Raw genomic sequence first — 21,992 nt, forward strand, 5'->3', positions numbered from 1 at the left:
CGCGCCAGCGTCGCGCCGTGCCGCTCCGCGCCTCGACCTGTTCGACGTCCGTCCGGACGACGAGCGCGCCGTCGCGCTGGCCCGCGATCTCCGGATCATCGAGGCGCTGCTCTTCACCGCTGCCGCCCCGATCGATTCCGCCGCCATTGCCGCGCGCCTGCCCGAGAAGACGGACATCGGAGCGCTGATGGACCTTCTCACTGCCGATTACGCCCGGCGCGGCGTCAATCTCGTGCGGGTGGCCGGCGGCTGGATGCTGCGCACCGCGCCGGACCTCGCGGCCGTGGTGAGCCAGGGTGCGGTGGAGACGCGAAAGCTCTCGCGTGCCGCGGTCGAGGTGCTCGCCATCATTGCCTATCACCAGCCAGTCACCCGCGCGGAGATCGAGGACATCCGCGGCGTATCCACCTCCAAGGGCACGCTGGATGTGCTGCTGGAGAGCGGCTGGGTGCGCCTGCGCGGCCGTCGCAAGGCGCCGGGTCGCCCCGTGACCTACGGCACCACGCCGGCCTTCCTCGTGCATTTCGGCCTCGACGCCCTTCAGGATCTGCCCGGCCTCGATGAACTGCGCGGTGCCGGCCTGCTCGACGGGCGCATTCCGGCCGGCTTCTCCATTCCGCTGCCTTCCGACGATTCGACCCTGCGCGACGATGAGGAGCCGCTGGAGAAGGAGCCGCTGGATCTCGCGCTGGCGCCGCTGCTCGATTATGCGGAGCGCGACGAGGAAGAGGAATGAACGCCGAAATGCCCATGCCGCGTGGCCGCTCCCCCGCAACCTTCGCCAAGGGGCTCGGCTTCGAGGCCATCACCCTGTCCTATGGTTCCGTCCAGGCGGTGCGCGGCCTCACGCTCGCGGTGGAGCCGGGGGAGGTGCTGTGCCTTCTCGGTCCCTCGGGTTGCGGCAAGACCTCGCTCCTGCGCCTCGCCGCAGGCATCGAGACGCCGGACAGCGGCCGCCTGACGGTGGACGGCATCGAGGTGGCGGGGCCGTCCGCCTTCGTGCCGCCGGAGCGGCGGGGCATCGGCCTCGTGTTTCAGGACTATGCGCTGTTCCCGCACCTGACGAATCTCGAGAACGTCATGTTCGGCCTCTCCCGCCTGCGGCGCGCGGAAGCGGAGGCGGAGGCCCGCCGGGCGCTGGCGCGGGTGGATCTGGAGCGCTTCGCGGGGGCTTATCCCCATGAATTGTCGGGCGGCCAGCAGCAGCGCGTGGCGCTCGCCCGCGCGCTCGCCCCCCGCCCTGGCATTCTCTTGCTGGACGAACCCTTCTCCGGCCTCGACCGGCGGCTGCGCGACCAGGTGCGCGCCGACACGCTGGCGGTGCTGCGCGAGGCCCGCGCCACCTGCATCATCGTGACCCACGACCCGGAAGAGGCCATGCGGCTCGGCGACCGCATCGCCCTGCTGCGGCACGGACTGCTGATCCAGCTCGGAACGCCGGAGGCGCTTTATCGCGCGCCCGCCGACATGGGTGTCGCCCGCTTCTTCTGTGAGCTTTATGAACTGCCGGGCGTCGTCTCCGGCGGCGCGGTGGAGACGGCGTTCGGGCGTTTTCCTGCCCCCGCGCATGTGCCGGATGGCCCGGCGGCGGTGGCGGTGCGGCCCCATGGCTTCCGGTTCTCCACAGGGGCGGGCGGCGCGCGGGGCCGGGTGATCGAGAAGCGTTTCCTTGGGGAAGTCGATCTCCTGGAAGTGATCGCGGAGGGTCTGGAGCGTCCGCTCGTGGCCCGCGTGCGGCCCGGCGGCGATATTTGCCGCGGTCAGGACGTGCAGATCCACGTCGATCCGGCCGAGGTTCTTGTTTTCGCCGCTTCCGAGCCCTAGTTTCTCAGGTCAAAGCGGATGGGCGGGGACACGCACGTTCCTCAAGGACGTCCTCACGGAGGGTGAGTTATGGGTTCGATGAGCATCTGGCACTGGATCGTGGTGCTGGCCGTGGTGCTCCTTCTGTTCGGTCGCGGCAAGATCTCCGACCTGATGGGCGACGTGGCGAAGGGCATCAAGTCCTTCAAGAAGGGCATGGCCGAGGACGACGACGCGCCCGCCAAGCCGGCCGAGCCGCCGCGCGCCGTGCCGCATCAGGCGACGCCCGCGCCGGAGAGCGAGAAGAAGGCGGTCTGACGGCCCCACGGCACGACGCTCGGCCGGGACATCGTTCCGGCCGATGGTATATCCGCGCGGCACTGAAGCGTTACCCCATCCGGCACCGGCGTTCCGCCAGGTGCCGTTGGCATGAAAGGGCCGCGGTTCCCGCCGCAGGCAGAGAGCCGTCATGTTCGATATCGGCTGGTCGGAGTTCATGTTGATCGGCGTCGTGGCGCTGATCGTCATCGGCCCCAAGGAACTGCCGTCCGTGCTGCGGACGGTGGGCAAGACGGTCACGAAGCTGCGCCGCATGGCGGGCGAGTTTCAGGGGCAGTTCAACGAGGCGTTGCGCGAGGCCGAACTGTCCGACATCCGCAACGATATCGGCAACATCGTCGGCGGCGTGAAGGACAGCGTCACCAAGTCCTTCCCCGGTACCGAGGCGTTCGACCCCCTGCGCAACATCCGCGAGGACATCCGCGCCTCGGTGGAGAGCGCCACCAAGCCGCCGGAGGCGGCGGTGACCCCCGAGGCGCCGGCGGTGCCGGCCTATGATCCCCATCGCGAGATGCGCGAAGCCATTGCGGGCGCCGTTGCCAAGGCGACCGGCAGCACCGCTGCGGCTGCCGCAACGGTTACCCCGCTCGCGGCCGCACCGACGGTTGCGGTGGAGCGCGCGCCGGCCGAGCCTCTCGTGCCCCTGCCGGGGCCGGCGGCGGAACCGGTGCTCGACACCGGCACCGATCTGTCGCAGAACCACGGCGCGCCTGCGCCGGCCGAGCACAAGTCTGCCACCGGCGCGTGACGCAGCGGAACAATCGAGGCATACGGACCTGACATGAGCGAGGAGGAAATCGACGCCTCGAAGGCCCCGCTGATCGAGCATCTGATCGAACTGCGCGCGCGACTGATCAAGTCGGTGATCGCCTTCCTGATCGCCTTCTTCCTCTGCTTCACCCTCGCCAAGCAGATCTACAACATCCTGCTGTGGCCCTATGAGTTCGCCTCCGGCTTCTCGGGCGGCGTGAAGCTGATCTATACGGCGCCGCAGGAATTCCTCTTCACGCAGATCAAGCTCGGCATGTTCGGGGCTGCGTTCCTGTCCTTCCCCATTGTCGCGACGCAGGTCTACATGTTCGTGGCGCCGGGCCTCTACCGGCACGAGAAGCAGGCCTTCCTGCCCTATCTCATCGCCACGCCCATCTGTTTCCTGATCGGCGCGATGTTCGTCTATTTCGTCGCCATGCCGCTGGCGATGACCTACTTCCTGAACATGCAGCAGACGGGCGGCGACGGTCGGGCGGAAATCTCGCTGCTGCCGCGTGTGTCCGAATATCTCTCGCTGATCACCACGCTGATCCTGGCCTTCGGCATCTGCTTCCAGCTTCCGGTCATCCTGACGCTGCTGGGCCGCATCGGCGTCATCACCTCGGACCAGCTCAAGAAGTTCCGGCGCTATGCCATCGTCGGCGTGTTCATCCTCGCCGCCGTGCTGACGCCGCCGGACGTGGTGAGCCAGCTGTCCCTTGCGATCCCGACGCTGCTTCTCTACGAAATCTCCGTCTATCTGGTGCGTGTCGTGGAGAAGCGCCGGGCGGCGGAAGAGGCGGCGCGCGAGGCCGGCTCCGGCGACGCCTGATCCTTCTCAAGGCACGCATCCTTTCGGGTTTCAACGATGGTCGGACGGCTCCCTTGGGGCCGTCATGGCCGGGCTTGCTCCGGCCATCCACGGACCGGGCGCCGCCGGCGCGGCGGGGCGGCGTGGATGCCCGGCGCGGGGCCGGCATGACGGCGAGGGGCGCCCGGCCATCCGGTCTGCGGCGGAGCCGGTTTCATGCATGACATCAAGTGGATTCGCGAGGAGCCCGAGGCTCTGGTGCGCGCGCTCGAGCGCCGTCAGGTGGCGAAGGACGAGGCGGTCGCGCTGCGCGACAAGCTGCTCTCCCTCGATACCGCACGCCGCGAGACGCTGACCAAGCTGGAAGGCCTGCTCGCCCGCCGCAATTCCGCTTCCAAGGAAATCGGCCAGGCCAAGGCCGCCAAGGACGAGGTCCGCGCCGCTGCCCTCATGGACGAAGTGGCGAAGCTGAAGGTGGACGTGCCGGAACTGGAGCAGTCCGCCAAGGCCATCGAGGCGGAACTGGACGGCCTGCTCGCCGCCATTCCCAACGTGCCGCTCGACAGCGTGCCGGAGGGCAAGGACGAGCACGACAATGTCGAGCTGAAGGTCGTCGGCACCAAGCGCAATTATGCCTTCACGCCGAAGCAGCATTTCGAGCTGGGCGAGGCGCTCGGCCTCATGGACTTCGAGACCGCCTCGAAGCTCTCGGGTGCCCGTTTCGTCGTGAACAAGGGGTCGCTCGCCCGTCTGGAGCGCGCGCTCGGCCAGTTCTTCCTCGACATGCATGTGGAGCAGCACGGCTACACGGAAGTGAACCCGCCGCTGCTGGTGCGCGACGAGACCATGTATGGCACGGCGCAACTGCCGAAGTTCCGGGACGACCAGTTCTTTGGCGTTAATCAGCAAGACGTTGTTGATCTCAATAAATTGTGGCCGGACGTTTCCGGTTGGTCGCAGGATACTCATTGGCCCGCAGAGCTTGGCACGCCCCCGAGTGATCCGGTTGCGAAGGCGTCTGAGTTTTGGAAGTGGGTTGGGCTCAAGCTGAAGCCGGACTTCACAAAAGCCGTACAGGAAATGGCGGGTCTTTGGCTCATTCCCACCGCCGAAGTGCCCCTGACCAATCTGGTGCGAGACTCGATCCTCTCCGAGGACGAACTGCCGCTGCGCTTCACCGCCAATACGCCTTGCTTCCGCGCCGAGGCGGGATCGGCGGGGCGTGACACACGTGGCATGATCCGCCAGCACCAGTTCACCAAGGTGGAGATGGTCTCCATCACCACGCCGGAGACCTCGGAGGAGGAGCATCACCGCATGCTCGCCTGCGCCGAGGCGGTGCTGCAGAAGCTCGATTTGCATTATCGCGTGGTGACGCTGTGCACCGGCGACATGGGCTTTGCCTCGCGCAAGACCTTCGACATCGAGGTCTGGCTGCCCGGCCAGAACGCCTATCGCGAGATTTCGTCCTGCTCGGTCTGCGGCGACTTCCAGGCCCGGCGCATGAATGCCCGCTACCGCCCCGCCGAGGGCAAGGGGCCGCGCTTCGTCCATACGCTGAACGGCTCCGGCGTGGCGGTGGGCCGCGCGCTGGTGGCGGTGCTGGAGACCTATCAGCAGGAGGACGGCTCTATCGTCGTTCCCGACGTGCTCCAGCCTTACATGGGTGGCGTGAGGGTCATCGCGAAGGCGTGATCCGAAGGGCGTTGCTGTTGTGCAGCCCGCTCCCTCCCCCCTTGCGGGGGAGGGCTGGGGAGGGGGGTAATACCCTCTCCACCTGAGCGTCCCATGAGCACCGCGGGGTCCGTTCCGGCGCCCCCGGTCGCAGCCGCGTGTACCCTCCTCCCAACGCTCCCCCGCAAGTGGGGAGGGCTTTTGCGCGGCGCGACACATCCTAACGTGCTGCTTCATCGGCTCGTTGGCAGTTCCCTCCCCCCTTGAAGGGGAGGGCTGGGGACGGGTAATGCCCTCTCCGTCCGAGCAGCGCCAAAGGTCCCCCCAGCCCGCCTCGGCCGCACTGCGCAGCAGGAGCTGCCGCGAACCTCACCCTTAACCGCGCTTCAACCTTACTGGGCCACACTTGGCGCCCATGCAGACCCGCTCGCGCATCCGTGCCTTCTTCTTCGCCCTGCTGCTCTATGTCGTGGCCGGCGGGGTGATCGGCTATTTCGCCTATCACGCCTACAATGGCGACCATGGGCTCATGGCCAAGCGGAACTACGAGCAGGACGTGGTGCGGCTGGAGACTGAACTCGCCGCCCTGAAGTCCCAGAGGCAGGCATTGGAGCACAAGGTCTCCCTGCTTGATCCCCGCTCCATCGACCCCGATCTGCTGGATGAAGAAGGTCGCAAACAGCTCGATTTCATCAATGCGAAGGACCTCGTATTGATCAAAGGGGAGAAAATGAACTGACAACAAGTTCATATCCCAAATGAACTTAAACGCAGTTCATTCCAGCAAAATCAAGCATTTGCAACGTGTTGCGGTGCAGCAAAGCACTTTTTCCGCTTTGGACTGTCCCTGAGGTGCGCTAGAGGAGAGGCCGGCTCTAGCGTTTCCTGAGGAAGTCGATGGCAGCGAGAAAACCTTCCGCCCGGGCAGAGGCGGCTCCGGCCGGCGTACCGACCTTCACCAAAGAGCAGGAATTGCTCGCCTATCGCGAGATGCTGCTGATCCGGCGTTTCGAGGAGAAGGCCGGCCAGATGTACGGCATGGGCCTCATCGGCGGCTTCTGCCACCTCTACATCGGCCAGGAAGCGGTCGTCGTCGGCATGCAGATGGCGATGAAGCAGGGCGACCAGGTGATCACCGGTTACCGGGATCACGGCCACATGCTGGCCACCGGGATGGAGTCGCGCGGCGTCATGGCCGAGCTGACCGGCCGCAAGGGCGGCTACTCCAAGGGCAAGGGCGGCTCGATGCACATGTTCAGCATCGAGAAGCAGTTCTTCGGCGGCCACGGCATCGTGGGCGCGCAGGTGTCGCTGGGCACCGGCCTCGGCTTCGCGAACCACTATCGCGAGAACGGCTCCGTCTCGGTCACCTATTTCGGTGACGGCGCGGCCAACCAGGGCCAGGTCTACGAGAGCTTCAACATGGCCGAGCTCTGGAAGCTCCCGGTCGTGTACGTGATCGAGAACAACAAGTACGCCATGGGCACCGCGGTGAGCCGCGCCTCCGCACAGACGGACTTCTCCAAGCGCGGCCAGTCCTTCAACATCCCCGGCGAGCAGGTGGATGGCATGGACGTGCGTGCCGTCAAGGCCGCCGGCGAGCGCGCCCTTGAGTTCGCCCGCTCCGGCAAGGGCCCCTACATCCTCGAGATGCAGACCTACCGCTATCGCGGCCACTCCATGTCCGATCCGGCCAAGTACCGGTCGAAGGAGGAGGTGCAGAAGATGCGGACCGAGCACGATCCCATCGAGCAGGTGCGCAACCGCCTGCTGGAGGCCGGCCTCGTCACCGAGGACGAACTGAAGAAGGTGGATGCGGAGATCCGCGACATCGTCAACGATGCCGCCGATTTCGCCACCCACGATCCGGAACCCGATCCGTCCGAGCTGTACACGGACATCGTGCGCTGACGAGCTGCCCGTGGCGGTCGTGGCCCTCATCGTCCTCTTTCTTGCGCTGGCGAGTGCCGTCGCCAGCTGGGGCGTTGCCGTGACCGAGGGATTGAAGGCGAAGGGGGCCGCGGAGGCGGCCGGCGGATCCCACGGCTCCGTCTCCATGGCCCATCTGGTGCTGTGGCCCTTCGCCGCCCGTCTGCTTTCCGGACCCGCCGCCGATCCTGCGCGCCGGGTGGGCAAGGCCCAGGTGGCCTTCATCGCAGCCTTGATGATCGCGGTTGCCGCGGTCTCCGTTTACACCAACCTTTCGGCCGTGCGCCCGCCGTCTGCCGCTCCGGCAGCCCCGGGAGCCGCTCCGTCCAGCAAGAGCTGACAGCCATGCCCGTCGATATTCTCATGCCGGCCCTGTCTCCGACCATGGAGAAGGGCAACCTCACGAAGTGGGTGAAGAAGGAAGGCGACACGGTCAAGGCCGGCGACGTCATCGCCGAGATCGAGACCGACAAGGCCACCATGGAAGTGGAGGCCGTCGACGAGGGCATCCTCGGCAAGATCCTGATCCCGGAAGGCACGCAGGACGTGGCCGTGAACACCCCCATCGCCGTGATCCTCGGCGAGGGAGAGGACGCCTCCGCAGCCAGCGCGCCGGCGCCGCAGCAGAAGGTCGCCGAGAGCGCCGCCCCGGCCTCCCCGGTGGCCGCCGCCGCCCCGGCGCCCCAGGCGAGCGTGCCCTCCGCCGTCGCCAACCCGCCGGTCGTCACCTCCCAGCCCGATCCGGAAGTGCCCGCGGGCACCGAGATGGTCACGATGACCGTGCGCGAAGCGCTGCGCGACGCGATGGCCGAAGAGATGCGCCGCGACGGCGACGTCTTCGTGATGGGTGAGGAGGTCGCCGAATATCAGGGCGCCTACAAGATCACCCAGGGCCTCTTGCAGGAATTCGGTGCCAAGCGCGTGGTGGACACCCCTATCACCGAGCACGGCTTCGCCGGCATGGGCGTGGGCGCCGCCATGGCGGGCCTCAAGCCCATCATCGAGTTCATGACCTTCAACTTCGCCATGCAGGCGATCGACCAGATCATCAACTCCGCCGCCAAGACGCTCTACATGTCCGGCGGCCAGGTGCAGTGCTCGGTGGTGTTCCGTGGCCCGAACGGCGCAGCCGCGCGCGTCGCCGCCCAGCACAGCCAGGACTATGCGTCCTGGTACAGCCACATCCCGGGCCTCAAGGTGGTGGCACCCTATACGGCCGCCGATGCCAAGGGCCTGCTCAAGGCGGCGATCCGCGATCCGAACCCGGTCATCTTCCTTGAGAACGAGATCCTCTACGGCCACTCCTTCGAGGTGCCGAAGCTGGATGATTACGTGCTGCCCATCGGCAAGGCCCGCATCGCCCGCGCCGGCAAGGACGTGACCCTCGTCTCCTGGTCCATCGGCATGACCTACACGCTGAAGGCGGCCGAGGAACTGGCCAAGCAGGGCATCGAGGCGGAGGTCATCGACCTGCGCACGATCCGTCCCATGGACGTGCCCACCATTATCGAATCGGTGAAGAAGACCGGCCGCTGCGTCACCGTCGAGGAAGGCTGGCCGCAGTCCGGCGTCGGCTCCGAGATCGCCGCCCAGCTCATGGAAAAGGCGTTCGACTATCTCGACGCTCCCGTGCTGCGCGTCACCGGCAAGGATGTGCCCATGCCGTATGCCGCCAATCTCGAAAAGCTCGCGCTGCCGAACGTCGCCGAGGTGATCGAGGCGGTGCGCGCGGTCACCTATCGCTGAGCGGGAGGAGCAGACATGCCCATCGAGATCCTGATGCCGGCCCTGTCTCCCACCATGGAGAAGGGCAACCTCGCCAAGTGGCTCAAGAAGGAAGGTGACAGCGTCAAGTCCGGCGACGTCATCGCCGAGATCGAGACCGACAAGGCCACCATGGAAGTGGAGGCCGTCGACGAGGGCGTCCTCGCCAAGATCGTGGTGCCGGAAGGGTCGCAGGACGTGCCGGTGAACCAGCTCATCGCGGTTCTGGCCGGCGAGGGCGAGGATGTCGCCGCGGCTGCGGCCTCTGCCGGCTCCGGCGGCGCCAAGCCGGCCGCGACGCCCGCTCCGGCTGCGGCCCCGGCTGCGGCTCCCGCCGCTGCCCCGGCGCCTGCGGCGGCTCCGGCTGCGGCCCCCGCTCCGGCGGCGGCGCCTGTCGCTGCGGCCCCCACCGGTGGCCGCGTGTTCGCTTCGCCTCTGGCCCGTCGCCTCGCGAAGGAGAAGGGCATCGATCTCGCGGTGCTGGCGGGCTCCGGTCCGCGCGGCCGCATCATCGCCCGCGACGTGGAAGGGGCGAAGCCCGGTGCGGCTCCGGCTGCCGCCGCTGCGGCCCCGGCCGCTGCTGCGCCCGCTCCTGCCCCCAAGGCGGCTGCGGCTGCCGCGCCCGCCGTGTCCGGCCCGACCGCCGATCAGGTCAAGGCGCTGTTCGCCGAGGGCACCTATGAGGAGGTGCAACTCGATGGCATGCGCAAGACCATCGCCAAGCGCCTCGTGGAGAGCGAGCAGCTCACCCCCACCTTCTACCTGTCGGTGGATTGTGACATCGACGACCTGATGAAGCTGCGCGAGACGGTCAACGCCTCCGCGCCGAAGGACAAGGACGGCAAGCCCGGCTTCCGCGTCTCGGTCAACGACTTCGTCATCAAGGCGCTGGCGCTGGCGCTCCAGAAGGTGCCCGCCGCCAATGCCGTGTGGGCCGAGGACCGCATCCTGCGCCTCAAGCACTCGGACGTGGGCGTCGCTGTGGCCATCGACGGTGGCCTGTTCGCGCCCATCGTGAAGAAGGCGGAGCAGAAGACGCTCTCGGCCATCTCCAACGAGATGCGCGACCTCGCCACCCGCGCCCGCACCAAGAAGCTGAAGCCCGACGAGTATCAGGGCGGCTCCACCTCGGTGTCGAACCTCGGCATGATGGGCGTGCGCGACTTCGTGGCCATCATCAACGCGCCGCAGTCCTCGATCCTGGCGGTCGGCGCCAGCGAGCAGCGGCCGGTGGTGCGTGGTGGCGAGATCAAGATCGCCACCCAGTTCACCGCCACCATCACCTGCGATCACCGCGTGATGGATGGTGCGCTGGGCGCCGAATTGCTCGCCGCGTTCAAGGGCTTCATCGAGAACCCCATGTCCATGCTGGTGTGACCGTCTGGCCGGGGGCGCCCCGCGCCCCCGGTTCCGCGCGGCCCGGTTCTGTCCCTGCGGCAGATCAAATCGCGGGGCGGCGGGACAGTGTAGCTGCTGGTGCCAGAGGCGGTGCGCCGCCTCAGCCAACACAGGAGGACGCTTCCCATGAGCCACACCCCGCACGAGATCCTCGCCGAGTTCCCCGAGCACGCGGACAAGATCCACGCTTTGCGGCAGGCGAACGCTCATTTCGCCCGTCTCTATGACGAGTATCACGAGGTCAACCGTTCGGTTCACCGGGCCGAGACCGATCTGGAGCCGCGCTCCGACGCCGACGTGGAAAGCCTCCGCAAGCAGCGGATGCGGCTCAAGGACGAGATTTACGCCCTGCTGACGCACTGATCCGGCGCGCCGGGGCCAAGCCTGTGCCAAGGCTTCGCTCCGGCCCCGCATCACGGGATGCTCGGCAGGAAGACCCCATCGACCCACCGGCCGCGCGCGGCGGAAGGGGAGGAGAGACCCATGGCTGAGACTTCCTACGATGTGATCGTGATCGGCGGCGGCCCCGGCGGCTATGTGGCCGCCATCCGCGCCGCGCAGCTCGGATTCAAGACCGCGGTGGTGGAGAAGAAGCACCTCGGCGGCATCTGCCTCAACTGGGGCTGCATCCCCACCAAGGCCCTGCTGCGCTCCGCCGAAATCTATCACTACATGGAGCACGCCAAGGACTACGGCCTCTCCGCCGAGAAGATCGGCTTCGACATCGGCGCGGTGGTGAAGCGCTCGCGCGGCGTGTCGCAGCAGCTGAACACCGGCGTCGGCTTCCTGATGAAGAAGAACAAGATCGACGTGATCTGGGGCTCGGCCACCCTGACGGCGCCGGGCAAGATCAAGGTCGAGGCCGCCCCCGATGCCCCCAAGGGCGCGCTGGGCGGCGGCGACTATCTCGGCAAGCACATCATCGTCGCCACAGGCGCCCGCCCGCGCGCGCTGCCCGGCATCGAGCCCGACAAGAAGCTCATCTGGACCTATTTCGAGGCCATGGTGCCCGATCGCATGCCGAAGTCGCTGCTGGTCATGGGTTCCGGCGCCATCGGCATCGAGTTCGCCTCCTTCTACAAGACCATGGGCGCCGACGTGACCGTGGTCGAGGTGATGCCGCAGATCCTGCCCGTTGAGGATGAGGAGATCGCCGCCCTCGCGCGCAAGCGCTTCGAGAAGCAGGGCATGAAGATCCTCTCCGGCGCCAAGGTGACGGGCGTCACCAAGCAGGCGGACAGCCTCACCGTGCACGTGGAGGATTCCAAGGGCGCCAAGCAGGACTTCCAGGTGGAGCGCATGATCTCCGCCGTGGGCGTGGTCGGCAATGTGGATGGCCTCGGCCTCGAGAACCTCGGCGTGAAGATCGAGCGCGGCATCATCGTCACGGACGGCTACGGCCGCACCAACGTGCCGGGCGTCTATGCCATCGGCGACGTGGCGGGGGCGCCCATGCTGGCCCACAAGGCCGAGCATGAGGGCGTGATCTGCGTCGAGACGATCAAGGGTCTCCACACCCACCCGATGGACAAGGCCAAGATCCCCGGCTGCACCTATTGCACGCCGCAGATCGCCTCCGTCGGCCTCACCGAGAAGAAGGCCCGCGAGCTCGGCCGTGACATCCGCGTCGGCCGCTTCCCCTTCATCGGCAACGGCAAGGCCATTGCGCTGGGCGAGCCGGAGGGTCTGGTCAAGACCATATTCGACAAGAAGACCGGCGAGCTGCTGGGCGCCCATCTCATTGGTGCGGAAGTGACCGAGCTCATCCAGGGCTTCGTCATCGCCATGAACCTTGAGACCACCGAGGAAGAGCTGATCCACGCGGTGTTCCCGCATCCCACGCTCTCCGAGACCATGCACGAGAGCGTGCTGGACGCCTACGGGCGCGTGATCCACACCTGATCGGGCGCCGGCGCCGGGGCGGCACTGTCGCGCCCGGCGCATTCCTCGTTTGCGGTGCGGCGCCTCGACGCTGGCGGCGGCCGCAGCTAAGACATATGTGAATGACGGCCCGGCTCGGGGCCGGCTCGAAACAGATGCGGTCCCCATGGTCACGGTCGTCAACACGCTGAACCGGCCCCGTCATCCGGAAAAGCAGAACCGTCCGGAAACGGAAGTCCTGCGCAAGCCTGACTGGATCCGCGTGAAGGCGCCGGGCTCCGCCGGCTGGTCCAACACGGCCGGCATCGTGCGCGCCAACGGCCTGCACACGGTGTGCGAGGAGGCCGGCTGCCCGAACATCGGTGAGTGCTGGGAGAAGAAGCACGCCACCTTCATGATCATGGGCGACACCTGCACGCGCGCCTGCTCTTTCTGCAACGTGCGCACCGGCATGCCCAAGGCGCTCGATCTCGACGAGCCGCAGAAGGTGGGCGAGGCGGTGGCCAAGCTCGGCCTTTCCCACGTGGTCATCACCTCGGTGGACCGCGACGACCTCACTGACGGCGGGGCCGAGCATTTCGCCCGCACGATTGCGTCCATCCGCAAGCTCAGCCCCGGCACCACTATCGAGATTCTGACCCCGGACTTCCTGCGCAAGCCGGGCGCCATCGAGGTGGTGGTCGCGGCCCGCCCCGACGTCTTCAACCACAATCTGGAGACGGTGCCGGGCAAGTATCTGACGGTGCGCCCCGGCGCGCGCTACTTCCACTCCCTGCGCCTGCTCCAGCAGGTGAAGGAACTCGACCCGTCCATCTTCACCAAGTCCGGCATCATGGTCGGGCTCGGCGAGGAGCGGAACGAGGTGCTCCAGCTCATGGACGACCTGCGCGCGGCGGAAGTCGACTTCATGACCATCGGTCAGTATCTCCAGCCCACCCGCAAGCACCACAAGGTGGAGCGCTTCGTGACGCCGGACGAGTTCAAGGCCTATGAGACGGTGGCCTATGCCAAGGGCTTCCTGATGGTCTCGTCCAGCCCGCTCACCCGCTCGTCGCACCATGCGGGGGACGATTTCGCCAAGCTCAGGGCCGCCCGCGAGGCGAAGCTCGGCCGGATCTGATCGCGTGCCCTCCTTCTCGACCAAGAGGGTGGTGCGCCACTCGCCGCTCAACATGTTCGATCTCGTGGCGGATGTGGAGCAGTATCCGGAATTCGTGCCGCTGTGCGAGGCGCTGCGGGTGCGCCGCCGGACTCAGAGTGGCGAGGGCGTCGAGATTCTCGTCGCGGACATGACGGTCGCCTACAAGCTCATCCGCGAGACCTTCACCTCCCGCGTGACGCTGGACCGCCCGCGCCGGGTGATTCATGTGGAATATCTCGACGGCCCCTTCAGCCGCCTCGATAACCGCTGGGAGTTCCTTACGGCGGGCGAGGGGCAGTGTGAGGTGCGCTTCTCCATTTCCTATGAGTTCCGCTCGCGCACGCTGGGCCTGCTGATGGGCGCCATGTTCGACGCCGCCTTCCGCCGCTTCGCGGATGCCTTCGAAAAACGCGCCGACGAGGTCTACGGCAAGGCCGCCTGAGGCGTTTGGCGGGTGAGCGCGGCCGGGCCATCGTGTTCGTTTCCGCACGACTGGCCTCCTCGTCTGATGGCACTACATCAGAATCGTGATGCCCGGACCTGATCCGGGCATCCAGAGATCGCGGCTTGGTGGGCCTTAAGAGGTCTGCGCCGTCCGCCCGGCGCGGACGGCCGGGACAAGCCCGGCCATGACATTCGGGCGGGCGAGCCCGCCTCTGGCGATGTCAGCCCCGCTGGAACGGCCACACCGGCGTCGTACCGACCTGCCCGCGATGGCGCAGGAGGTGGTCGGCCAGCACGCACAGCATCATGGCTTCGCCCACGGGCACGGCGCGGATGCCGACGCAGGGGTCGTGGCGGCCCTTGGTGATGAGGTCTTCCTCGGTGCCGAACTTGTCCACCGTGCGGCGGGGCGTGAGGATGGAGGAGGTGGGCTTCACCGCGAAGCGCGCCACCACGGGCTCGCCGCTGGAGATGCCGCCGAGGATGCCGCCGGCGTGGTTGGAGAGGAAATACGGCCGGCCGTCATTGCCGGTGCGCATCTCGTCCGCATTCTCCTCGCCGGTGAGGCGGGCGGCGTTGAAGCCCTCGCCGATCTCCACGCCCTTCACGGCATTGATGCTCATGAAGGCGGCGGCAAGGTCCGCATCCAGCTTGCCGTAGATGGGCGCGCCGAGGCCCGCCGGCACGCCTTCCGCCACCACTTCGATCACCGCGCCGACGGACGAGCCGCGCTTGCGGATGCCGTCGAGATAGTCGGTCCACACCGGCACCGTCTCCGGGTCGGGGCAGAAGAAGGGGTTCTCGCTCACCTGCGCCCAGTCCCAGCGGGCGCGGTCGATCTCGATCTCGCCGATACGGGTGAGAGCGGCGCGCACGGTCACGCCGGGCAGTACCTTGGCGGCGATGGCGCCGGCCGCGACGCGCATGGCCGTCTCGCGGGCCGAGGAGCGCCCGCCGCCGCGATGGTCGCGCAGGCCGTATTTCAGGTCATAGGTCACGTCCGCATGGCCGGGGCGGTAGCTGCCGGCGATGTCGGCATAGTCCTTGGAGCGCTGGTCCACATTCTCGATGAGCAGGCCGATGGGCGTGCCGGTGGTGACGAGGCCACCCTCCGGATGGTCCATGGTGCCGGAGATGACGCGCACCTGGTCCGGCTCGCGCCGCTGGGTGGTGAAGCGCGACTGGCCGGGCCGGCGCCGGTCGAGCGCAGCCTGCACCTCATCAACGGTAAAGCGCAGGCCGGGCGGGCAGCCGTCCACCACGCAGCCGATGGCCGGGCCATGGCTCTCGCCGAAGGTGGTGACACGGAACAGGTGCCCGAACGTGTTGAACGACATGAGGCTGGCTTCTCTAGAGATTGGCGCGCGGCGGGCCGGTTGATGCTCTGTAGAGCAGATGCCGCCGGGCTGGCAACGCAATGGCCATGCCCAAAAGCACTGTCGCACCTCAAACGGGCTTTTGACCGGCTGTCACGCACAGACGGGGCGAGCTGTGTTATGGAGGAGGTGACGGAAGGTCCAACACTCTCCCATGCCCATTCTCGAAATCGCGATTGTTCTTTTTCTTGTTCTCTTGAACGCCCTTCTCGCCGCGGCTGAGCTGTCCATCGTCTCGGTGCGTCCGGCGCGGCTCAAGGCCCGTGCGGACGCGGGCCATCGGGGCGCCAAGGCCGCCCTGCTGCTCGGCGCCGAGCCGGGGCGCTTCCTCTCCGTGGTGCAGATCGGCATCACCCTCATCGGCATCCTCGCCGGCGCCTTTTCCGGCGCCAGCCTCGGCGCCTATCTGGCGGAGGTCTTCGTGGGGGCCGGTCTGCCCCATTCGGCCGCCGATCCCCTGGGGTATGCCGTGGCGGTGGGCGGCATCACCTATGTTTCGTTGATCATCGGCGAGCTGATTCCCAAGCGCCTCGCCCTTCAGAACCCCGAGCGCCTCGCCTGCGTGCTGGCGCCGCTGATGCTCAGTCTTTCCAAGTTCGCGGCGCCGGCGGTGTGGGTGCTCGATGCCTCTGCCCGTGGCGTGCTGCGCCTGCTGGGCGAGAAGGACAGCAAGAAGGAAGCCGTCACCGACGAGGAAATCCGCGCCATCATCACCGAGGCGGAGACCGCCGGCGTGATCGACCCGGCCGAGCGGCGGATGATCTCGGGCGTCATGCGCCTGGCGGACCGCCCGGTCACCGCCATCATGACCCCCCGTCCGGATGTCGAGTGGGTGGATGTGACGGCCGATCCTGAGGAGATTCGCCAGATCCTGCTGGAGACGCCGCACAGCCGCGTGCCCGCCTGCGAGGGCTCGCCCGAGGAGACCGTGGGCGTCATCCAGGCCAAGAAGCTGCTGAACGCCTATCTGCGCGGCGAGACGCCCGATCCGCGGACCTTCGTGGAGGCGGTGCCCTTCGTGGTGGAAACCATCGGCGCGCTGGAGGCCATGCGCGTGCTGCGCGGGGCCAGCGTGCCCATGGGCATCGTGGTGGACGAGTATGGCGATATGGTCGGCGTCGTCACCGGCTACGACCTGCTCGCCGCCATCACCGGCACCATTCTGGAGCAGGGGGATGAGGCCACCATCGTGCTCGATGGCGACGAACCCCATGTGGTCCAGCGCCTCGACGGCTCCTATCTGATCTCCGGCGAGATGCCCATCGACGACCTGCACGATGTGCTGGGCGTGGAAATTCAGGTGGATGGCCGCTTCAATACGGTGGCGGGCTTTGCGCTGGCGCACCTGAAGGAGATGCCCAAGGTGGGCACGGTGTTCGACGCGCTGGGCTGGCGCTTCGAGATCGTGGACATGGACGGGCGGCGCATCGACAAGCTGCTGATCTCCCGCCCGCCGGTCCTGCACCGGCAGAAGACGCTCCGGACGGCCTGAGGGCCGTCCCGGGGATCAACGCCTAGTCCTTCACCTCGAAGGCGCCGTCGCTCAGCACATAGATGGCGCCCTGGCGGATCGGCACCACGGCGGCCTCGTTGGCCGGCATGCCGGCCCTGGCGTGCAGCAGGGCGCGGATGACGCCGCCATGGGTCACCACCACGCCATCACCCTTGATGCGGTCGATGGCGGCACCGGCCCTGTGGGCGAGGCCGGCATAGCTCTCCCCCTCCGGCGGCACGAAACTCCATGGATCGCGCTCGCGGGTGCGCACCCCTTCCGCGTCGCGGCGGCGGATCTCGGGCCACGTCATGCCTTCCCACTGGCCGAAGGAGAGTTCGGCCAATTGCGGGTCATGGGCGAAGTCGGAGGCCGGCAGGTTCATGGTGGTGCGCAGGATGCGCATGGTCTCCAGCGCCCGCCCGAGCGGGCTGGAGACGAAATGAAGGCCGGAGGCCTCACCCGCGAGCTGCGGCAGCACACGGCCGACGCGCGCCGCCTGGGCACGCCCGAGGCTGTTAAGGGGGATGTCGCGCCGCCCCTGGAGCCGGCCGGCCACGTTCCAGTCGGTCTCGCCATGCCGAACGAGAAAGAGGCGGCGCCGACCCGTCATCGCGCCGGCAGCGTCAGATAATGATCGTACCACTGGCCGAGCGGCGGGTAGGCCACGCGGATGTGGGCCTTGCCCGTGCCGCTGCCGCGCACGACGACGCCGGGCAGCGTTCGCCCGAGGCAGACGAGATAGCCATAATCGGTGCCGGTCACCGTGTAGGTGCCGGGCTCGACGGAGAGCTTCACGCCTGGCGAGGTGCTCACCACCGTGATGGTGGGCAGGCCGAGGTCGGTGCACTGCTGGTTGGCCGTGCCGGCGGCGAACAGAACGCCGCCCGAGCCGCCGCCGGTGTAATAGTTCACCACATAGGCGTCGGGGTCATTGTCCATGTGCTCGCCGGCACGGGACGCGGTGGCGCCCGCCGCCAGAAGCCCCAGCGCTGCCGCCAAGACGCGGCCGAAATGTCCGTTGCCCCTCATGGCTGCCTCCGGTTCCGGGCTGGCTTTCGTGGCGATCAGTTGCCCGGCACGTGGACGACGTGATCGTACCAGGCTCCGAGATAGGGATAGGTCACGCGGAGCGTTACGGCACCGCCCCCGCGCGGCGGCCGGCCGGCATAGCGCACGATGGCGCCGCCGACGGGCTGGCCGAGGCACTTGGTGGTCGCGCCGCCGTCGATGCCGGTCGCGACAAAGGTGCCGGGCGACACGCTCACCTTCGCGCCCGCGGGAGCCGAGATCACCTTGATGGTGGGCCGCTGGCCGGTCTGGCAGTTGAAGTCGGCCGTGCCGGCCGCGAAGATCGCGACGCCGGGGCCGCCCGCCTTGGTGGGCCCGGCGAGCGTCGGACCGGCGGCGATCATGTAGGAGAGGCCGCCTTCGGACGGCATGGAATAATTGGGGAAGACGGCGCCGCCCGGGCCGAAGAAGCGATCCCGCAGCGGGTACTGCTCCAGCGTCGGCGGGATGTCGGACCCGGCGAAGGCGGGAAGGGCGGAAGCGGCGAGGAGAAGGGCCGAGAGGGCAGGGCGCATCATCCGCTTCATCAATCGTCTCCTGATGTTCGATCCGGCCTGCCGCTCCGGGGAGGCCGCTTGCCGGTCACACCTTCCGCATCAGTCCCGCACGAGGGCGAGGTCCGGTGCGTCGGGGTGCTTCATGCCGACGATATGATAGCCCGCATCCACGTGCTGCACCTCGCCCGTAACGCCGCGGGAGAGATCGGAGATCAGGTAGACACCCGCATCGCCCACCTCGTCGGTGGTGACGGTGCGGCGCAGCGGCGAATTCAGCTCGTTCCACTTCAGGATGTAGCGGAAATCGCCGATGCCGGAGGCGGCGAGCGTCTTGATGGGGCCGGCCGAGATGGCATTGACGCGGATGTTCTTGGGGCCGAGGTCGGCGGCAAGATAGCGCACGCTGGCCTCAAGGGCCGCCTTGGCCACGCCCATCACGTTGTAATGGGGCATCCACTTCTCGGCGCCGTAATAGGTGAGGGTCACCAGCGAGCCGCCGTTCGGCATCAGCTTCTCCGCGCGCTGGGCCAGCGCCGTAAAGGAGTAGCAGGAGATGAACATGCTCTTGGTGAAATTGTCCGCCGTGGTGTCCACATAGCGGCCATCCAGCTCGTCCTTGTCGGAGAAGGCGATGCAGTGGATGAGAAAGTCGATGGAGCCGAACAGCTTCTCGGTCTCGGCGAACACCGCGTCGATGGTGGCGGGATCGGTGACGTCGCAATGGCCGACGATATGGCCGCCGAGTTCTGCGGCGAGCGGTTCCACGCGCTTCTTCAGCGCTTCACCCTGATAGGTGAGGGCGATCTCCGCGCCCTGCGCGCGCGCCGCCTTGGCGATGCCGTAAGCGATGGATCGGTTGTTGGCGACGCCGAAGATCAGCCCGCGCTTGCCCTTGAGGAGACCGCTCGCGCTGTCATTGGTCACCATGTCCACGTACTCCGTCGCTCGATCGTTGGCCCGCACCGGGCGGCGCTTCCTATGGCACGCGCGCGTTGGGGGTTCAAGCGAGGGCTGTGTGAGAACGCCCTTGCATGTGCGGACAGCGGCGTGCTAGAGGCAGCGCCCTGAGTTCGGAGTGTAGCGCAGTCTGGTAGCGCACCACGTTCGGGACGTGGGGGTCGCAGGTTCAAATCCTGCCACTCCGACCAGCATCCTCCGGATTATCCATCTTCTTCAGTGTTCCGCCCGCGGTCCTCGGCGACTCGCGCCTGCGATCCGGCGTTCTGCGCGGTCACGGGGCTGGCGATCTGCACAAACTGGGGAGAACGTCCATTTGCCGGCTTCTTGCCCATTCCCACCGACGGGAGCGCGTGCTACTCCGCCGCCACTGAGTTCGGAGTGTAGCGCAGTCTGGTAGCGCACCACGTTCGGGACGTGGGGGTCGCAGGTTCAAATCCTGCCACTCCGACCAGCATCCTCTCCGACTTTCTCCCCCTTTGCCGTTTTGCCCGCTGGTGGCGCCGCCCGGCGTTGCGGCTCGATCGTGGCAGGAACAGAGTGCGCTGCCGCGCGGTTGTTCCTCAGGACTGCGCAAGGAGGAGAAACATGTCCCAAGCCGATCTTGAGCGCCTGAAGGCGGACGCGTCGGGCAACACCGGCCTTGCCGAAGTGCTGGCTGAGTCGCTGTCGGGCTTCGCCTCGCCGGAGGATGCGGTGAACTTTCTGGCCTCGCGCGGATTCGACATCTCCGTGCGCGAACTCACCGACGCTGCGGCCGAGGAAGCCCGCAGCAGCGAGGGTGTCGGCCGCAACGAAGGCGCCTACGGCGCGCTGCTCCGCTTCATGGTCAATCACTGACGCGGCGTGTGGGCACCGTCAGAGGATGGTGCCCTTGAGGATCAGATAGGCGACGCTGAAGTAGATCATCAGCCCGGTGACATCGACCAGCGTCGCCACGAAGGGCGCCGACGCACTTGCGGGATCAAAGCCCACCCGTTTCAGGATGAAGGGCAGCATCGACCCGGCCAGCGAGCCGAAAGTGACGATGCCCACCAGCGCCGATGCGATGGTGATCGCGAGCAACTGCCAGTGCGGGCCGTAATCGAACAGGCCCAGCCCCTGCCAGACCATGATGCGGATCATGCCCAGCACTCCGAGGATGCCGCCGAGCATCATGCCGGTGGGGATTTCGCGCAGGGCGACCCTGAACCAGTCCTTCAACTGCACCTGACGCAGGGCCAGCGCGCGGATGATGAGGGAAGTGGCCTGCGAGCCCGAGTTGCCGCCCGAGCTCATGACCAGCGGCACGAACAGGGCGAGCACGATGGCCTTCTCCAGTTCGTCCGAAAACACCTGCATGGCGCTGGCGGTGAACATCTCCGAGACGAAAAGGATGCAGAGCCAGCCGGCGCGTTTCTTGATCATCTCCGTGAAGCTGATCTGCATGTAGGGCTCGTCTATGGCCTCCATGCCGCCCATGCGCTGCACGTCCTCGGTCTGCTCCTCGATCATGGCATCGATGACATCGTCGAAGGTGCAGATGCCGATGAGGTGGCCGGTGGAATCCACCACGGGAATCGCCAGCAGGTCGTATTTGGCGATCAGTCGGGCCACATCCTCGCGATTGGCCATCGGCGTCGTGGTGATGGGCGCATAAGGCTGCGCCACGGAGGCGATGGGCGCGGCCGGATCGCCCGAGATGAGGCGGCGCAGCGTCACGATGTTCTGGAGGCGCTTGGTCGCCGGATCGAGCACATAGATGGCGTATATGGTCTCGCGCGTGCGCTCGACGGCCCGGATGTGGTCGAGCGTCTGGCCGACAGTCCAGGTGGAGGGCACCGTGACCATCTCTGTGGTCATCAGGCTGCCGGCGCTGTCCTCGGGATAGGTGAGCAGGTGCTCGATGGCATTGCGGGCCTCCGGGGTGAGGCGGGCGCTCAGCGTGGCGTGGATTTCCGGATCGACCCAGCGCAGCACGTCGGCCGCCCGGTCGGTGGACATGCCCTCGAGGATGGCGACGGCCTTGTCGGCGGGCAGCATCTCGAGCATTTCCGAGGCCCAGGCGAAGGGCGGCTGGTCCATCACCTCCACGGCCCAGTCGGGGGGCAGGCGGGAGACGAATTCCGCCGCCTCCTCGGGCGTTTTGCCGTTCAGGAATTCGACGGTGTCGGCCACATGGGCGCCGCCGAGGCGCGTCAGCGGCAGCAGTCCCGAAGGAAGGGCGGTTTCGATGTTCATGCGCGGTCCCCCGGCGCTGTCGTCAGTCTTTCGTCCCACCGGCGGGGCCGGAAGGGACTGCTCGATTCTCGTCCTTCGTGGTGGCGGCCAGGAATGAACCGTGCGAACCCGCCCGGTCCCGCCGGGCGGCCAATCGACCTTGGAAGCCCGATCCGTCGCCTTCCGGAAGGGGATTTCCGGCGCGCGCATTCGAGTCATCCCGCATGCTGCTCGTCGGCATAAAGCGGAAACCGCCCGGCAAGACAATCCTGAACCGTTCGGAATCTGGCAGCGATCACCGGGTGCGGAAAGCCGCGCGCAAGGTTGCGGAACGTCAGCGGGGCGGGCGCGTTGAGAAGGAGAACTCACCTGTGGAGGATTTCCCCATGCGCGGCTTCGTTCTCTGGCTTCTCGGCGTGCCCTTTTCCGTGATCGTGCTGCTCTATCTCTTCAACGTGCTCTGATC

General features: G+C 67.3%; 24 protein-coding genes and 2 tRNA genes. 20 read left to right on the forward strand and 6 right to left on the reverse strand.

The annotated features are described in order from the left end of the window. Positions 1-37: 37 nt before the first annotated feature. The 15 genes from scpB to DFO45_RS12500 all read left to right on the forward strand — a co-directional run bounded on the left by scpB (position 38) and on the right by DFO45_RS12500 (position 13,932). A complete protein-coding gene (gene scpB / locus DFO45_RS12430) occupies positions 38-736 on the forward strand; it encodes an SMC-Scp complex subunit ScpB (RefSeq protein WP_245518089.1) in 699 nt (232 codons plus the stop codon). Next, positions 733-1,824, forward strand: a complete 1,092-nt coding sequence (locus DFO45_RS12435) for an ABC transporter ATP-binding protein (RefSeq protein ID WP_208299787.1) — start codon at positions 733-735, stop codon at positions 1,822-1,824. Before scpB ends, DFO45_RS12435 begins: the two co-directional genes overlap by 4 nt. A gap of 69 nt (positions 1,825-1,893) precedes the next feature. Next, positions 1,894-2,121: a twin-arginine translocase TatA/TatE family subunit gene (locus tag DFO45_RS12440; RefSeq protein WP_012170264.1), complete on the forward strand. Its 228-nt coding sequence runs from the start codon at positions 1,894-1,896 to the stop codon at positions 2,119-2,121. 151 nt (positions 2,122-2,272) lie between these two features. Next, positions 2,273-2,890 carry a Sec-independent protein translocase protein TatB gene (tatB, locus tag DFO45_RS25225; protein ID WP_245518076.1) on the forward strand — a complete coding sequence of 206 codons (618 nt, stop codon included), beginning with the start codon at positions 2,273-2,275 and terminating at the stop codon, positions 2,888-2,890. A 33-nt stretch (positions 2,891-2,923) separates the two neighbouring features. Further along, entirely contained in the window at positions 2,924-3,724 is an 801-nt protein-coding gene (gene tatC / locus DFO45_RS12450; RefSeq protein WP_133865106.1) for a twin-arginine translocase subunit TatC, read from the forward strand. A gap of 195 nt (positions 3,725-3,919) precedes the next feature. Beyond that, a complete protein-coding gene (gene serS / locus DFO45_RS12455) occupies positions 3,920-5,398 on the forward strand; it encodes a serine--tRNA ligase (protein ID WP_133865107.1) in 1,479 nt (492 codons plus the stop codon). A gap of 394 nt (positions 5,399-5,792) precedes the next feature. Further along, complete coding sequence (locus tag DFO45_RS12460) at positions 5,793-6,116, forward strand: septum formation initiator family protein (RefSeq protein ID WP_012170268.1); 324 nt, start codon at positions 5,793-5,795, stop codon at positions 6,114-6,116. A 158-nt stretch (positions 6,117-6,274) separates the two neighbouring features. Continuing rightward, positions 6,275-7,288 carry a pyruvate dehydrogenase (acetyl-transferring) E1 component subunit alpha gene (gene pdhA, locus DFO45_RS12465; protein ID WP_012170269.1) on the forward strand — a complete coding sequence of 338 codons (1,014 nt, stop codon included), beginning with the start codon at positions 6,275-6,277 and terminating at the stop codon, positions 7,286-7,288. Between the two features lie 10 nt (positions 7,289-7,298). Continuing rightward, positions 7,299-7,646, forward strand: coding sequence for a hypothetical protein (locus tag DFO45_RS12470; protein ID WP_012170270.1), 348 nt, complete (start codon positions 7,299-7,301; stop codon positions 7,644-7,646). 5 nt (positions 7,647-7,651) lie between these two features. Further along, positions 7,652-9,052, forward strand: coding sequence for a pyruvate dehydrogenase complex E1 component subunit beta (locus DFO45_RS12475; RefSeq protein WP_133865108.1), 1,401 nt, complete (start codon positions 7,652-7,654; stop codon positions 9,050-9,052). 15 nt (positions 9,053-9,067) lie between these two features. Then, entirely contained in the window at positions 9,068-10,447 is a 1,380-nt protein-coding gene (locus DFO45_RS12480) for a pyruvate dehydrogenase complex dihydrolipoamide acetyltransferase (protein ID WP_133865109.1), read from the forward strand. Positions 10,448-10,594: 147 nt separating this feature from the next. Continuing rightward, positions 10,595-10,831: a YdcH family protein gene (locus DFO45_RS12485; protein WP_012170273.1), complete on the forward strand. Its 237-nt coding sequence runs from the start codon at positions 10,595-10,597 to the stop codon at positions 10,829-10,831. 120 nt (positions 10,832-10,951) lie between these two features. After that, complete coding sequence (lpdA, locus tag DFO45_RS12490; protein ID WP_012170274.1) at positions 10,952-12,370, forward strand: dihydrolipoyl dehydrogenase; 1,419 nt, start codon at positions 10,952-10,954, stop codon at positions 12,368-12,370. Between the two features lie 145 nt (positions 12,371-12,515). Next, the gene (gene lipA / locus DFO45_RS12495; RefSeq protein WP_012170275.1) at positions 12,516-13,469 is read left to right on the forward strand and encodes a lipoyl synthase; all 954 of its coding nucleotides are present in this window, start codon (positions 12,516-12,518) and stop codon (positions 13,467-13,469) included. 4 nt (positions 13,470-13,473) lie between these two features. Then, positions 13,474-13,932: a type II toxin-antitoxin system RatA family toxin gene (locus DFO45_RS12500; RefSeq protein ID WP_133865110.1), complete on the forward strand. Its 459-nt coding sequence runs from the start codon at positions 13,474-13,476 to the stop codon at positions 13,930-13,932. Positions 13,933-14,155: 223 nt separating this feature from the next. Here DFO45_RS12500 and aroC read toward each other — a convergent pair whose 3' ends face one another. Then, a complete protein-coding gene (aroC, locus tag DFO45_RS12505) occupies positions 14,156-15,271 on the reverse strand; it encodes a chorismate synthase (protein WP_012170277.1) in 1,116 nt (371 codons plus the stop codon). Positions 15,272-15,464: 193 nt separating this feature from the next. Here aroC and DFO45_RS12510 point away from each other — a divergent pair, with 193 nt between their 5' ends. Then, positions 15,465-16,802 (forward strand): hemolysin family protein, encoded by a 1,338-nt coding sequence (locus tag DFO45_RS12510; RefSeq protein ID WP_012170278.1) that lies wholly within the window; start codon positions 15,465-15,467, stop codon positions 16,800-16,802. Positions 16,803-16,824: 22 nt separating this feature from the next. Here DFO45_RS12510 and DFO45_RS12515 read toward each other — a convergent pair whose 3' ends face one another. The 4 genes from DFO45_RS12515 to fabI form a co-directional block, all read right to left on the reverse strand. Beyond that, complete coding sequence (locus DFO45_RS12515) at positions 16,825-17,415, reverse strand: histidine phosphatase family protein (protein ID WP_133865111.1); 591 nt, start codon at positions 17,413-17,415, stop codon at positions 16,825-16,827. After that, a complete protein-coding gene (locus DFO45_RS12520; RefSeq protein WP_133865112.1) occupies positions 17,412-17,834 on the reverse strand; it encodes a hypothetical protein in 423 nt (140 codons plus the stop codon). The genes DFO45_RS12515 and DFO45_RS12520 overlap by 4 nt, the downstream gene beginning before the upstream one ends. A 35-nt stretch (positions 17,835-17,869) precedes the next feature. Further along, complete coding sequence (locus tag DFO45_RS12525; RefSeq protein WP_133865113.1) at positions 17,870-18,400, reverse strand: hypothetical protein; 531 nt, start codon at positions 18,398-18,400, stop codon at positions 17,870-17,872. A 69-nt stretch (positions 18,401-18,469) separates the two neighbouring features. Next, a complete protein-coding gene (fabI, locus tag DFO45_RS12530; RefSeq protein ID WP_012170282.1) occupies positions 18,470-19,297 on the reverse strand; it encodes an enoyl-ACP reductase FabI in 828 nt (275 codons plus the stop codon). 144 nt (positions 19,298-19,441) lie between these two features. Between fabI and DFO45_RS12535 the strand changes: the two genes are divergently transcribed. The 3 genes from DFO45_RS12535 to DFO45_RS12545 all read left to right on the forward strand — a co-directional run bounded on the left by DFO45_RS12535 (position 19,442) and on the right by DFO45_RS12545 (position 20,167). Then, a tRNA-Pro gene (locus DFO45_RS12535) sits at positions 19,442-19,518 on the forward strand. 186 nt (positions 19,519-19,704) lie between these two features. After that, positions 19,705-19,781, forward strand: a tRNA-Pro gene (locus DFO45_RS12540). Positions 19,782-19,915: 134 nt separating this feature from the next. Beyond that, entirely contained in the window at positions 19,916-20,167 is a 252-nt protein-coding gene (locus tag DFO45_RS12545; RefSeq protein WP_133865114.1) for a Nif11 family protein, read from the forward strand. Between the two features lie 18 nt (positions 20,168-20,185). Here DFO45_RS12545 and mgtE read toward each other — a convergent pair whose 3' ends face one another. Beyond that, a complete protein-coding gene (gene mgtE / locus DFO45_RS12550; protein ID WP_052285904.1) occupies positions 20,186-21,547 on the reverse strand; it encodes a magnesium transporter in 1,362 nt (453 codons plus the stop codon). Positions 21,548-21,750: 203 nt separating this feature from the next. On the opposite strand from mgtE, the gene DFO45_RS12555 reads away from it, so the two are divergent. Continuing rightward, complete coding sequence (locus DFO45_RS12555) at positions 21,751-21,990, forward strand: hypothetical protein (RefSeq protein WP_133865115.1); 240 nt, start codon at positions 21,751-21,753, stop codon at positions 21,988-21,990. Positions 21,991-21,992 lie beyond the last annotated feature (2 nt).

This window comes from Azorhizobium sp. AG788, from assembly GCF_004364705.1.
Taxonomy (GTDB): Bacteria; Pseudomonadota; Alphaproteobacteria; order Rhizobiales; family Xanthobacteraceae; genus Azorhizobium; species Azorhizobium caulinodans.

Bases quoted from the DNA above. Each gene is read 5' to 3' on its own strand.
- DFO45_RS12520 (WP_133865112.1), bottom strand. From the start codon at position 17,834: ATGAGGGGCAACGGACATTTCGGCCGCGTCTTGGCGGCAGCGCTGGGG.
- DFO45_RS12435 (WP_208299787.1), top strand. From the start codon at position 733: ATGAACGCCGAAATGCCCATGCCGCGTGGCCGCTCCCCCGCAACCTTC.
- DFO45_RS12460 (WP_012170268.1), top strand. From the start codon at position 5,793: ATGCAGACCCGCTCGCGCATCCGTGCCTTCTTCTTCGCCCTGCTGCTC.
- DFO45_RS12480 (WP_133865109.1), top strand. From the start codon at position 9,068: ATGCCCATCGAGATCCTGATGCCGGCCCTGTCTCCCACCATGGAGAAG.
- DFO45_RS12475 (WP_133865108.1), top strand. From the start codon at position 7,652: ATGCCCGTCGATATTCTCATGCCGGCCCTGTCTCCGACCATGGAGAAG.
- pdhA (WP_012170269.1), top strand. From the start codon at position 6,275: ATGGCAGCGAGAAAACCTTCCGCCCGGGCAGAGGCGGCTCCGGCCGGC.
- DFO45_RS12555 (WP_133865115.1), top strand. From the start codon at position 21,751: ATGCTGCTCGTCGGCATAAAGCGGAAACCGCCCGGCAAGACAATCCTG.
- DFO45_RS12525 (WP_133865113.1), bottom strand. From the start codon at position 18,400: ATGAAGCGGATGATGCGCCCTGCCCTCTCGGCCCTTCTCCTCGCCGCT.
- lipA (WP_012170275.1), top strand. From the start codon at position 12,516: ATGGTCACGGTCGTCAACACGCTGAACCGGCCCCGTCATCCGGAAAAG.
- serS (WP_133865107.1), top strand. From the start codon at position 3,920: ATGCATGACATCAAGTGGATTCGCGAGGAGCCCGAGGCTCTGGTGCGC.
- lpdA (WP_012170274.1), top strand. From the start codon at position 10,952: ATGGCTGAGACTTCCTACGATGTGATCGTGATCGGCGGCGGCCCCGGC.
- DFO45_RS12485 (WP_012170273.1), top strand. From the start codon at position 10,595: ATGAGCCACACCCCGCACGAGATCCTCGCCGAGTTCCCCGAGCACGCG.
- mgtE (WP_052285904.1), bottom strand. From the start codon at position 21,547: ATGAACATCGAAACCGCCCTTCCTTCGGGACTGCTGCCGCTGACGCGC.
- DFO45_RS12440 (WP_012170264.1), top strand. From the start codon at position 1,894: ATGGGTTCGATGAGCATCTGGCACTGGATCGTGGTGCTGGCCGTGGTG.
- tatB (WP_245518076.1), top strand. From the start codon at position 2,273: ATGTTCGATATCGGCTGGTCGGAGTTCATGTTGATCGGCGTCGTGGCG.
- DFO45_RS12545 (WP_133865114.1), top strand. From the start codon at position 19,916: ATGTCCCAAGCCGATCTTGAGCGCCTGAAGGCGGACGCGTCGGGCAAC.
- tatC (WP_133865106.1), top strand. From the start codon at position 2,924: ATGAGCGAGGAGGAAATCGACGCCTCGAAGGCCCCGCTGATCGAGCAT.
- DFO45_RS12515 (WP_133865111.1), bottom strand. From the start codon at position 17,415: ATGACGGGTCGGCGCCGCCTCTTTCTCGTTCGGCATGGCGAGACCGAC.
- DFO45_RS12510 (WP_012170278.1), top strand. From the start codon at position 15,465: ATGCCCATTCTCGAAATCGCGATTGTTCTTTTTCTTGTTCTCTTGAAC.
- aroC (WP_012170277.1), bottom strand. From the start codon at position 15,271: ATGTCGTTCAACACGTTCGGGCACCTGTTCCGTGTCACCACCTTCGGC.
- fabI (WP_012170282.1), bottom strand. From the start codon at position 19,297: ATGGTGACCAATGACAGCGCGAGCGGTCTCCTCAAGGGCAAGCGCGGG.